General features: G+C 54.3%; 11 protein-coding genes. All 11 read right to left on the bottom strand.

All coding sequences use genetic code 11. From position 1 onward, the window contains the following. Positions 1 to 125 precede the first annotated feature (125 nt). Entirely contained in the window at positions 126 to 1,091 is a 966-nt protein-coding gene (locus HMPREF3016_RS03745) for a bifunctional riboflavin kinase/FAD synthetase (RefSeq protein WP_070553659.1), read from the bottom strand. A gap of 105 nt (positions 1,092 to 1,196) precedes the next feature. After that, positions 1,197 to 1,892: a DUF4345 domain-containing protein gene (locus tag HMPREF3016_RS03740; RefSeq protein ID WP_048778693.1), complete on the bottom strand. Its 696-nt coding sequence runs from the start codon at positions 1,890 to 1,892 to the stop codon at positions 1,197 to 1,199. Between the two features lie 28 nt (positions 1,893 to 1,920). Next, positions 1,921 to 2,406: a hypothetical protein gene (locus HMPREF3016_RS03735; RefSeq protein WP_095343012.1), complete on the bottom strand. Its 486-nt coding sequence runs from the start codon at positions 2,404 to 2,406 to the stop codon at positions 1,921 to 1,923. Positions 2,407 to 2,512: 106 nt separating this feature from the next. Continuing rightward, entirely contained in the window at positions 2,513 to 2,884 is a 372-nt protein-coding gene (locus HMPREF3016_RS03730; protein WP_070617137.1) for a hypothetical protein, read from the bottom strand. Beyond that, positions 2,881 to 3,963, bottom strand: coding sequence for a tRNA pseudouridine(55) synthase TruB (gene truB / locus HMPREF3016_RS03725; protein WP_070740343.1), 1,083 nt, complete (start codon positions 3,961 to 3,963; stop codon positions 2,881 to 2,883). The genes HMPREF3016_RS03730 and truB overlap by 4 nt, the downstream gene beginning before the upstream one ends. A 4-nt stretch (positions 3,964 to 3,967) precedes the next feature. Continuing rightward, positions 3,968 to 4,408, bottom strand: coding sequence for a 30S ribosome-binding factor RbfA (rbfA, locus tag HMPREF3016_RS03720; RefSeq protein WP_179291499.1), 441 nt, complete (start codon positions 4,406 to 4,408; stop codon positions 3,968 to 3,970). Between the two features lie 116 nt (positions 4,409 to 4,524). After that, positions 4,525 to 7,323, bottom strand: a complete 2,799-nt coding sequence (infB, locus tag HMPREF3016_RS03715; RefSeq protein ID WP_048755097.1) for a translation initiation factor IF-2 — start codon at positions 7,321 to 7,323, stop codon at positions 4,525 to 4,527. Between the two features lie 230 nt (positions 7,324 to 7,553). After that, positions 7,554 to 7,847 carry a YlxR family protein gene (locus HMPREF3016_RS03710; RefSeq protein WP_080513871.1) on the bottom strand — a complete coding sequence of 98 codons (294 nt, stop codon included), beginning with the start codon at positions 7,845 to 7,847 and terminating at the stop codon, positions 7,554 to 7,556. Positions 7,848 to 8,024: 177 nt separating this feature from the next. Continuing rightward, positions 8,025 to 9,062 carry a transcription termination factor NusA gene (gene nusA / locus HMPREF3016_RS03705; protein WP_004006237.1) on the bottom strand — a complete coding sequence of 346 codons (1,038 nt, stop codon included), beginning with the start codon at positions 9,060 to 9,062 and terminating at the stop codon, positions 8,025 to 8,027. A 130-nt stretch (positions 9,063 to 9,192) separates the two neighbouring features. Further along, positions 9,193 to 9,858: a ribosome maturation factor RimP gene (rimP, locus tag HMPREF3016_RS03700; protein ID WP_048755098.1), complete on the bottom strand. Its 666-nt coding sequence runs from the start codon at positions 9,856 to 9,858 to the stop codon at positions 9,193 to 9,195. A 65-nt stretch (positions 9,859 to 9,923) separates the two neighbouring features. Beyond that, positions 9,924 to 11,741: a proline--tRNA ligase gene (locus HMPREF3016_RS03695; RefSeq protein ID WP_070740337.1), complete on the bottom strand. Its 1,818-nt coding sequence runs from the start codon at positions 11,739 to 11,741 to the stop codon at positions 9,924 to 9,926. Positions 11,742 to 11,816 lie beyond the last annotated feature (75 nt).

The following is an 11,816-nucleotide window of genomic DNA, read 5'->3' as shown; positions in this document are numbered from 1 at the left end:
TTTATACAATTAATATAAAAAATATTTTAAACCTTCACGATAAACATGAAAGTTGCAGAATCAGTTATGTTTTATTTTGGTCTTCATAAGATTACAGACGACAGAAAACGCCAGAGTCTTATTACCTAAGCGTAAGACCCTTCGGCAAGCACATCGCGCGCCTGCGCAACATCCTGATTAATCTGTTCGATCAAAGCATCAATGCCATGGTACGCAACCATAGGGCGCAGGTGCTTCACAAATTCCACAACCACATGCTGCCCATAAAGGTCAAAGTCCTCAACACGTTCTTGAGGACGGTTAATAACATGCGCCTCAACCTGACGGTTTTCAATGCCGTCGAAGGTTGGGTTTGTACCCACGGATATAGCCGCCGGATGCTTTTCACCAGACTCATCGGTCAACCATCCGGCATACACACCATCAACCGGGATAAAGCCGCGCGCCTCCAGCTCCAAATTTGCTGTAGGGAACCCCAATTCACGCCCACGCGCCAAGCCGTGCACGACTTCCCCGTACATCAGGTGCGGACGACCAAGCAGCCGAGCCGCACCTTCCATGTCCCCCGCGTTCAAATATTCGCGAATGCGGGTTGAAGAGCATCGGGTTTTTTCATCGGCCATCAAATCATCAACCACGATGACCTCAAACCCGTATTTCTTCCCCAGTTCGCGCATTGTGTTTAAATCGCCCGAATTCTTGTGCCCAAAACGCACATCATCGCCGATCACAACATAACGTGCACGCAGGGCATCAACAAAGACGGACTTCACAAATTCCTCGGGGCTCTGCTTCGCAAACTCTAGGTCGTAATGCAGCAGTAGGTAGTTCTGCAGGCCAAGCTGGCACATGAAATAACGTCTTGACCCCTGACCCATAATTTCCTGATGCTTCAGTTCAGGATGATGCACCTGCATAGGGTGCGGATCAAACGAAACAGCAACCGAAACAAGCCCGTGCTCATTCGCTACCTCGACAACACGTGAAATAACGCGAGCGTGACCAATATGCACGCCATCAAAATTGCCGATAGTCACTACGGACGGACCGAAATCCGCCGGAATATCGCTCAACTCGGTATAGAGGGTCACGGGCTCTCCTGGTAAGAAATAATGTACCTATACATCCTAAACCAGTCTGAAGACGTATGTAGAATTACCACCCCGATAAACCTGAAGGATTTTCGAGATCCGACGTTAACGAGAGGATTTACCCTGTTGCGAAGCCTGAAGCATATCCTGCCGAATCTTATTGGACTTATTAATCCAGGCGTACCAAATCAACAGGCATGGAGGAATGACTAACTCAGTTACCATCAGCACGATCAGCGACCAATGCGGGGTACCGTGGGTAGCCCACGATATAATACGTCCCACGCCGCCTAAGAAAACCACCAAACAGGATATCACCAGCATATTGACCCACTTGAACTTCACTGCGATAACGAGGAATGAGAGCCCCAAACCGAAGTATATTGCGGCGAAAAACGCATAATTTGATTCCAGAGAAGCATTTGCCGCCAGAGCATCATTCTCTGGCACAGCACGGGCGCCAGAGAAGATCTGCCACCCCGCATAGAGCATAACCAAAGCACCATAAAGTGCGGTCACAGCGCGAAAAACCCCTTGGTTCTGAGGCTTGGCGACGTCCTCCACCGTACGCACGGCCGTCGTTTTCTGCGATGCTGCAGGGGCAGTATTTTTTGATCCGCGAGCAGATTTCTGAGCACTGGATTCAGATCCGATTTTCTGTGCAGGCTGTTGAGCCGACGCAGTGCGCGCTTTCTGCGGATACTCCGACTGCGCTGAAATCACCGGCTGCGGCTGAGTTACCGGTTCAGAGGTTGAAAGTGGTTTTTTCTCGGCCTTCTGCGAGTTCTTATCACGAGTCATAGTTCTCTCCTTTTAGTTTTCGCTATCCTCACCGAGAATTCTGCGACCTGTTCGTAGTGCGATGCGCTGCCCGGTACAGCCACCACAACCCCACCACCGGCAGTACCAAGGGGATATACCCATATCCCTGCCCGAAATGCGACCACACGGATGCTAAAGGGAAAAACTGCGGAGCGGCATACGAGAAAACTCCTATGCCAAGGACGCCAAGAAGCTCCACTACGATGGTGATAACCGCAAGCTGCCTAGCACGTTCTCCACGCTTTGCTAAAGAAACAGCAGCAATAGCATAAATAATTGCGGAAAGAAGCGAAAGCAGAATCGCCAAAGGCGCCTCATCAAATTTACGAATCAGCTGATAACACGCGCGAGCGCCCGCCGACAATGTAAAAATCCCGTACACCACAGCGATAACTTTACCCGGACCGGAGGCATGGCCAGCTGAGGAAACAGCATCGGATTTAGAATTGCCTTTTGTGGTGCGGGAACCCCAAGGGTTCAAAGTATTATGCACATCGTGTCCTTCCCAAGGTGTGTGCGCAGAAGGTGTCTCTAGATGCTTGCGTACTTGCTCTATAATTCAGGCTCTGTGCCCCAGCTATGTGGAGTAAAACCTGTGTCTAATAGTAATACCACAGCATATTCATTCGGTAAACCATCACGATAAGCACGGGCCCTGGAACCGCCAGTAGCAGAGTCGCCCATCGCGTACGCTCGCTGAGAGAATAGAAGAACGCGCCGGCGGGAATAAGCATGGCAGTCACGAGGTACCCGTAATACTCCAGCCAGTCACCACGAGGTCCCGGTCCCACAGCCTGCATGATGATCGACCCTACCAGGTACACCACTAAAAACGCTTCAAGAACAAGCATCGGACCTTGTGAATAGTCATCGGGTTCATAACCACGGAAATACTGTACCAAAGAAGCCAGACACGATAACGTACCGAGTACCACAGTAATCCAGAACCACCAGTCCAAACCAGCGATCATAGCCGCTCCCCCGCTTCCCGCGAGAAGTCAATTCCTGCTTCAAATACGAGCACGGGTGCCGCGCATCGGGTTCCCCGAAACTTCACATTCTCTATAAGAGCCACTAGTGTTCCGTCCGGCGCAAATGCGGCAGTTATCCCCTCGGTATTGGCATGCTGAGATTCCGGGCTTTGTGTGCCTAAGACAAGAGCATCTGAGCCTTCCTCACTGACTGTAATGCGCCGACCAAATGAAATATCGGTCGCCTCTTGCGTCGTAAGCTGCCGAACGTTGAACAGACGACGTGCCGCCTCCTCAAGAGAAAGTACAGGTAAGTCTAGCGGCCCATCAGCGTTCTCGTGTTCCTTCATGAGTTCAGCTAAATCAAACGCCTCACGCTGATACACATTCCCTACACGTATACGGTTCAAAGCACTCAGATGGCCCCCAACGCCCAGGGCTTTACCCACATCACGAGCAAAAGCACGAATATAGGTTCCAGAAGAGCAGGAAACCGTAATATCTACCTCAACAACTGGTACACACGCGGGAGCATCAAGCCCCTCGGCAACAGTATATAGTCGAGTATCAAGTTCGCTATCGCGCACCTCATGAATAGCGACCTCATGAATCGTGACCTTTCGGGCGGGAAGTTCAATATCCTCGCCGTCACGAACCCGAGCATAAGAACGCACGCCCTTAACCTTAATCGCCGAAACGGCGGAGGGAACCTGCATAATATCGCCCGTCAAAGATCGTACGGCGTTTTCAATCTTCTCCCGAGTCAGAGCCCTCACAGCCTCCGCGCGAGCAATCCCGGTGAGCTCTCCCTCAGCGTCCTCTGTCAGAGTTGTGGCCCCTAACACCAGGCGAGCCTCATAAGTTTTATCCTGACCAACTAAATACGTCAAAAGCTTTGTCGCTTTGTTCAAGCCCAAGACCAACACACCTGTCGCCGCCGGATCAAGAGTACCTGCATGACCAACACGCCGCGTACCGGCAATCCAGCGGATCTTCGAGACTACATCATGGCTCGTCATGCCAGCGGGTTTATCCACCACCAGTAGACCTGACGGTCCGCGCCCCCGAGCTTTCGCCACTGTGTTAGTCTTCCGCTGCTTCGGTCTGTTCAGGTTTCTTGTACGGGTCTGCCTCGCCCGCGTACTGGGCCCCTGCGGATGCGGCAGCAAGTTCAGCATCGCGTTCACGGGTTTTCTTTAAGAGGTCTTCGAGGTGGTAAGCGTTAACCGGTACTTCGTCTGGTACGAAGGTGAGGGTTGGCGTTAGACGTGCGGTAATATTTTTTCCCACCTCAGAGCGCAAAATGCCTTTAGCGGATTCCAACGCCTTTTTTGTGTTTTCTTGTTCTTCTTCAGAACCGTATACGGTGTAGTACAAGGTTGCGTGCTGCAGGTCATTCGTGACCCGGGCATCGGTAATCGTCACAAAACCGAGGCGGGGGTCTTTGACTCGGCGTTCAAGCGCCTGCGCCACAATCACCTTAATACGGTCGGCGAGACGGGCTGCACGTGCTGCATCAGCCATAGTTTTCTCCTTGTGGTCAAGTACAGATAGTGGAAGCGCCCGCCCGGCATCCCGCATCTTCCGGTACAAAACCGGAACGAAGCGAGATACGGGGAGCGGGCGCGTTTCTGCGGGTCTTAGACGCGCGGCTTCTCGCGCATCTCCCAGGTTTCGATGACGTCGCCTTCCTTGATGTCGTTGAAGGAACCGAGTCCAATACCGCACTCGAAGCCTTCGCGTACTTCGGTAGCATCGTCCTTGAAACGACGCAACGACTCGATGGTGAGGTCTTCTGACACCACAACACCGTCACGTACCAGGCGTGCCTTGGAATTACGCTTGATAATGCCGTTCTTGACCATCGAACCTGCGATGTTACCCCACTTGGAGGAACGGAACACTTCGCGGATCTCCGCCGAGCCGAGTTCGACCTCTTCGTATTCGGGTTTGAGCATGCCCTTGACAGCCTGCTCAATTTCCTCAATCGCGCGGTAGATGACCGAGTAGAACTTCATCTCGACGCCCTCGCGGTCTGCAAGCTCAGAGACACGCTCTGCAGGACGAACGTTGAAGCCAATGATCACCGCGTTGTCCACGGTTGCCAGGTTTACATCGTTCTGAGTAATAGCACCTACACCGCGGTGGATTACGCGCAGCTGAACTTCGTCGCCGCCCACATCAATCTTCATGAGCGACTCTTCCAGAGCTTCAACAGCACCGGAGACGTCACCCTTAATAATCAGGTTGAGGGTATCCATCTTGCCCTCAGCCACAGCGGCATCGAAGGATTCAAGGGTTACGCGCTTACGACGCTTCGCGAGCTGTGCGTTACGGTCTGCGGCCTCACGCTTCTCAGCAATCTGGCGTGCGGTGCGTTCTTCTTCGGTCGAGAGGAAGGTATCTCCCGCACGGGGCACGGTCGAAAGACCCAGAACCTGAACGGGACGGGACGGACCGGCTTCTTTCACTGCATGACCGTTCTCGTCGAACATTGCGCGCACGCGACCGTGGGCCACACCGGCGACAATCGCATCGCCCACATGCAGAGTACCGGACTGCACCAAGACGGTGGAGACCGCACCGCGACCCTTATCTAGGTTCGCTTCAATGGCAACGCCGCGAGCTTCCTTATTCGGGTTAGCGCGCAGTTCCAGAACGTCGGCAGTCAAGGTTACGGCTTCAAGCAGTTCGGTAATGTTCGTGCCATTCCGAGCCGAAACGTTCACGAACATGGTGTCTCCACCGTAATCTTCAGGTACCAGACCGTACTCGGTCAGCTGGCCCTTGACCTTATCGGGCGATGCGCCTTCCTTATCGATCTTGTTGATAGCCACGACGATCGGCACATCAGCCGCCTGAGCGTGGTTCAGGGCCTCAACGGTCTGCGGCATCACGCCGTCATCCGCAGCGACCACCAGAATGGCAACGTCGGTAACCTTCGCGCCGCGGGCACGCATAGCGGTAAACGCCTCGTGACCGGGGGTATCGATAAAGGTAATCGCACGGTCTTCACCTTCGACGGTGGTGTGTACCTGATACGCACCGATGTGCTGGGTAATGCCGCCAGCTTCACCCTCAATGACGTTGGTATTCCGAATAGCGTCCAGCAGTCGAGTTTTACCATGGTCAACGTGACCCATCACAGTCACAACCGGAGGACGCACTTCAAGAACGTCATCGCCTTCCGCCTCTGCTTCGGCTTCAAGGTCGATGTCAAAGGATTCCAAGAGCTCGCGTTCTTCGTCCTCGGGAGACACAATCTTTACGACGTACCCCAACTCGGCACCCAATAGCTCGAAGGTTTCTTCATCGAGCGACTGGGTCTGAGTGGCCATTTCGCCCAAGTGGAAGAGAACGGTAATTAGCGAAGCCGGGTTAGCGCCAATCTTTTCGGCAAAATCCATAATGGATGCGCCGCGACGCAGGCGGACCTCAGTCGAGCCGTCTCCGCGAGGTACTACCACACCACCGGGTGCGGGCGCGTTCATCTGCTCGACTTCATTGCGGCGGGCTGCCTTCGACTTACGGTTCTTACGCTTGGAACCGCCACGGCCGAAAGCACCCTGTGCATTTCCACGGCCACCGGGACCCGGACGCGAAGGACCGCGGTTATAGCCGCCTCCGCCACGACGGTTACCGCCTCCGCCACCGCCACTGGGTGCACCGGGGCCGGAACCGACGTTCGAAACCTTGGACGGCATAATGGACGGGCTAGGACGGTTGCCGCCGCCGGAACGAGGCGCGTGCGAGCGCGACCCCGATGCGGAACGGGGACCGTTGCCCCCACCGCCGGGACGAGGGGCATTATTGCCTGAACGTTGACCGCGGGGTGGACGAGGACCGCCAGAACGTTGTTCGCCGCGTTCGGGTCGTTTCATTCCCTGCTGCGAGGAGAAGGGGTTGTTACCCGGACGAGGACCAGGCTTCGGGCCCGGTTTTGGAGCCGATGCACCAGGTTTCGGTGCGGGCTTTGGAGCAGCAGGCTTCGGAGCCTCTGGACGAGCCATTCCCTGCTGTGAGGAGAAGGGGTTGTTGCCAGGACGAGGACCCGAAGAAGATTTAGCGGCGCCCTTGGCACCGGGCTTAGGAGCCGCAGATTTAGCTGCAGGTTTTGCACCCGGTTTAGGGGCAGGTTTCGGTGCCGCAGGTTTAGCAGCAGATTTCGCGTCCGCCGGCTTCTTTGGAGCGGCGGGCTTAGCACTAGCAGTTTTAGCTGTGGAAGCTGCAGACTTCCCTGACGCTTTAGTTGGTTTTTCAGCTTTTTCAGGTGCCTGAGCGGGGGCGGGGAACGCTTCACGCAGTTTCTTAACCACGAGCGGGTTAAGGGTCGAGGATGCGCCCTTTACGAATTCGCCTTGTTCGGCTAGTTTTGCAATAACTTCTTTTGACGTTACACCAAGTTCTTTAGCAATCTCGTGTACGCGAGGCTTAGCCAAATTTTCTCCTGTCCTGGCTCGCACCAGGACGGTGCGAACACTAGTGATGTGTGTATGCGCGCACTAGGCTCTCGGTTACGCCTAACACACGCGTGGGCATAAATTTGCCGGGGTGTGAGCACAGATGGGTACTCATGTCGCGGCACTCATTAGATATCCATCAGTTTTCTGACTCGCTTTCGTAATCTGCAAGAAGTCGTCAAACTCGTTGACTTATAGGGATGTGAGTTTCACTCATAGCCCGTAGTTTCGGGCTTGCGCTGAGCGAAGTATTCGGTCAAAACCATAAGGTCTGCGCGAGCAATTGAAACTTTAAAGGCGCGGGCGAAAGCATTTTTACGAAAAGCCTGTTGCTGGCAGGATTCACGCATATGCAGCCACGCACCGCGACCGGGCAAGGTGCGGTGCACATCCGGAAGGATGCGCATCCGTTCTCCGTCGCCGCCGAAACGGACGATACGGAGCATATTCCGCGGATTATCGCGGAGGCGACAGCCAATACAGGTACGGAGAGGTTCACTCATTGCTCTCCCCTCTTCCCCATCAAAACTGTCACAGCCGTTTAGGCACGCCGCTGGGGTGCACGCACCAAACGCACATCTTAAGTGTAGCCCCTCATCTGGGTCACGTCCGTATTCGGTTTCGTGAATGCAGAAAGACCCTCTAGGGGCTACAGGGTACTCCTACTAGAATACCGGTTACTACTCGTTTTCGTCTAAATCAAGGCTGCGGGCTACTCGCTCAGCCACCTCTTCTTCGGCACGAATCTGAGCATATTTTGATTCCGCCAAAATATCAATACGCCAGCCGGTTAGTTTCGCTGCAAGGCGCGCGTTCTGGCCTTCCCGCCCGATTGCCAGCGAAAGCTGCTCATCGGGGACAATCGCACGAGCAGAATATTCGCGGGGGTCCGCAATAATAACTTCGGTCACCTTAGCGGGCGAGAGCGCAGCCGTAATAAACTCCGCAGGATCCGTCGAGTAATCAACAATGTCGATCTTCTCGTCGTTAAGTTCAGCGGCAACAGCACGTACGCGAGCGCCCATATCACCGATGCAGGCCCCCTTAGCGTTGATACTGGGGTTCGTTGCGCTTACCGCTATCTTCGAGCGATGTCCTGCCTCGCGAGCAATGGAGTTAATCTTGACCGATCCGTCGGCGATCTCTGGAACCTCATGCTCAAATAGGCGAAGCACCAAGTTCGGATGCGACCGCGAGAGCACAATCGAGGGCCCTTTCTGCCCGCGGCGCGCCTCTAAGAGATATGCACGAATACGGGTTCCGTGGGGATATTGTTCTCCGGGAACCTGCTCGTTCGCGGGGAGTACGGCCTCAATAGTTCCCAAATCGACTTGAACCATACGGGGGTTATTCCCCTGCTGAATAACGCCGGATGCTAAGGTTCCTTCTCGGTCTTTAAATTCACCAAGCACGGATGCATCTTCGGCATCGCGCAGACGCTGCGATAAAACCTGACGCACCGTTGCCGCAGCAATGCGCCCAAAGTTATTGGGCGTATCATCGAACTCATCGATTTTCTGGTTGTCATCGTCAAGTTCCGGCGCAAGAATAGCGAAGTCGCCGGTAGTTCGGTCGATGACGGCTCGGGAGCCTTTAATGGCGCCGGGCTGCTTCATATAGGCAAGCACCAGAGCATTTTCAACCAGCGAGAACAGTTCCTCCAAAACGAGACCTCGTTGCTTTGCAAGTGCATGCAGAACGCCTAAGTCGATCGTCATATTGTTGTCCACGCTCTTCAGCCTTTCCCTGTAGCACGGCGCCGGGACGCTTTTTCTGCGCCCCGGCTCCCGAACGGTTTGCTTTATGTTTGTTGAGTGTGAAAAAACAAACAGAAAGCCTATTTTGTACCTATTCTACAGTCTCTTGAGTAGAATTGAAATCAATTTCAACATTAGCGTGCCCAATATTTTCCCAGGGCACAATCACAGCGTCATGGTACGTCTGCTTCTGCCCTTTCTTAGTCTGTTTCTTACGCCGAAGCACAGGACCCTCGTCCGTAATCTCGTCAAGACGAGCCACGTATTCCGTGCCGTCTGTCTGTGTCACCGCCACAAGTCGGGTGCGAGCACGTTTCCAATGACGGCGCTCGGTGAGTTCTCGGGTAGCTCCAGGAGAGGAAACCTCCAACATGTAGGGGAAGAACTCATCGTGCTCATCAGCTTTATCCAGAGCCTGTGAGATAGCCCCCGAGATTTCCGCAAGGCTGTCCAGAGAAAGGGAATCTGTCCGATCTTCCGTATAGTCCACGGTAATTTCTACCGTTCGGTTAGCTGCCGGACCACTGATCTTAATCCTTTCAAGCACTAACGAAAACTCGCTGAGCACAGGTTTGATAGCTTCGTTTACCTCGTCCTCATGTAGAGAGCGTGTCCCAATTTTTGCCGGTGCCGATTTTTCTGCCCCTGCGGATTCGAAGGGACGAGTCACACCCCTGACGGTTCGTGATGCGGCACGCCGAGAGCGAGCATTGGGGGCGCCGTCTTTCTTACCGGACCGTTTAGGTTTATACGCCATATCTTCCTTCTCTTCTCGATAATCTTGTCGAGGATGATGAACGCGTCTATGCCTGGGAATAGGACCTAAGACCGGATTTCGGCGAGGATTTCGCGCACCGCATCCGATACAGCAATATCGCGTGCCTCTCCGTTTCGCCGGTCTTTGAGCTCCAAAGTACCGTCTTTGAACCCGCGGCCAATCACTAATATGGTGGGTACGCCCAGAAGCTCTGCATCGCCGAATTTAACGCCCGGGCTGGTTTTCAGACGATCGTCCAAAAGCACCTGCACCCCGGTGCCTTCAAGCTCCGCGCTCAAGGTTTCTGCGTACTCGTGGGATTGAGTGTCTTTATTCGTGATGACGATGTGCACATCGGCGGGTGCCAAGTTACGCGGCCAGATCAGACCCTTCTCGTCATGATTGCCCTCAGCAATTGCGGCAAGCGCGCGGGTTACGCCAATGCCGTAAGATCCCATCGTCACGGTCTGGAGTTTACCGTTCTGATCGAGTACTTTCAGGCCCAGTGCCTCGGCGTATTTACGACCAAGCTGGAAGATATGTCCCATCTCAATGCCGCGTGCGGCAATAAGCGGTCCGGAACCATCCGGTGCTGGGTCGCCTTCGCGTACTTCACACGCTTCCAAAGTACCGTCTGCGCTAAAGTCCCGCCCGTAAACGAGATTTGCCACGTGTTTGCCGTGCTCATTAGCGCCGGTCACCCATGAGGTTCCGCGAACCACGCGCGGATCAACGAAAAACGGAATACCGGTAGCAGTTTGACGCTCTTCGGTATTCTCACCCAACATGGGCTGATCGAGAGTAAGACCCGGGCCAATATAGCCCTTGACGAGCTGCGGGAATTTCTTTAGATCCTCCTCAGAAGCAGCCTCAACCTCGATCTCGCCACCGATACCCATGAGCGCACCAATGTTAACCTCGACGCGTCCCAGATCGACTTCGCGATCACCAGGTACACCCACGGCAAAGAGTTTACGCTCCCCGGCGGGGGTAATGGCTGCGCCCACAAAACATTTAAGCGTCTGTTCAGCGGTGAGTTCACCGCCGGTCACCTGCGGGTGCAGGTCGTTCATCTGGGTTACAAGAGTTTCAATCGTGGGAGATTCGGGGGTATCGAGCACGATAGCTGCGGGTGTATCCGTGAAATCAATATCTGCAGGCACAACGGTGGTGACTGCCTCCACATTTGCGGCGTAGCCACCGGCGGAACGCACAAAGGTGTCTTCACCTACAGGGGTCGGATGCAGGAATTCTTCACTGCGTGAACCACCCATAGCACCCGATTGCGCGGTCACTATGACGGTGTCTAATCCCAAGCGGTTAAAAATACGCTGGTAAGCGGCGCGGTGGGCCTCGTAAGCTTCATTCAAGCCTTCGTCGTCCACAGTAAAAGAGTAGGAATCCTTCATGACAAATTCGCGCCCACGCAACAAACCAGCGCGGGGTCGAGCCTCGTCACGGTACTTATTCTGGATCTGGTAAATATACAGCGGCAGATCCTTGTAGGAGGAATAAAGGTCTTTCACCAACAGGGTGAACATTTCCTCATGGGTGGGCGCCAGCAGCATATCGGCGCCCTTGCGGTCCTGAAGGCGGAAGAGATTATCACCGTATTCTTCCCACCGGTTAGTTGCCTCATAGGGTTCTCGCGGCAACAATGCCGGGAAGAGAACTTCTTGGGCTCCAATTGCGTTCATTTCTTCACGCACGATATTTTCTACCTTGCGCAGAACTTTCAAACCCAAGGGCAGCCAGGTATACACGCCAGGAGCGGCACGACGAATATAACCTGCGCGCACTAAAAGCTTATGGCTTGCTACCTCAGCGTCTACAGGATCTTCACGCAGGGTCCGCACGAAGAGGTTGGACAAGCGAAGTACCATGTGTGTTCTCCTTGGATTTGATGCTAGACCTTCACCGCATCCCACATTCCTTAACCCGAAAGCGGCGGCGAACGT

The organism is Rothia sp. HMSC065D02, from assembly GCF_001815285.1.
GTDB lineage: Bacteria > Actinomycetota > Actinomycetes > Actinomycetales > Micrococcaceae > Rothia > Rothia dentocariosa.
The sequence above is the reverse complement of the archived record's forward strand: the minus strand, read 5'-3'. Positions and strand labels throughout refer to the sequence as shown.

Excerpts from the sequence above, each read along its gene's own strand:
- HMPREF3016_RS03710 (WP_080513871.1), bottom strand. The coding sequence starts at position 7,847 with ATGAGTGAACCTCTCCGTACCTGTATTGGCTGTCGCCTCCGCGATAAT.
- HMPREF3016_RS03740 (WP_048778693.1), bottom strand. The coding sequence starts at position 1,892 with ATGACTCGTGATAAGAACTCGCAGAAGGCCGAGAAAAAACCACTTTCA.
- HMPREF3016_RS03730 (WP_070617137.1), bottom strand. The coding sequence starts at position 2,884 with ATGATCGCTGGTTTGGACTGGTGGTTCTGGATTACTGTGGTACTCGGT.
- rimP (WP_048755098.1), bottom strand. The coding sequence starts at position 9,858 with ATGGCGTATAAACCTAAACGGTCCGGTAAGAAAGACGGCGCCCCCAAT.
- HMPREF3016_RS03695 (WP_070740337.1), bottom strand. The coding sequence starts at position 11,741 with ATGGTACTTCGCTTGTCCAACCTCTTCGTGCGGACCCTGCGTGAAGAT.
- rbfA (WP_179291499.1), bottom strand. The coding sequence starts at position 4,408 with ATGGCTGATGCAGCACGTGCAGCCCGTCTCGCCGACCGTATTAAGGTG.
- nusA (WP_004006237.1), bottom strand. The coding sequence starts at position 9,062 with ATGACGATCGACTTAGGCGTTCTGCATGCACTTGCAAAGCAACGAGGT.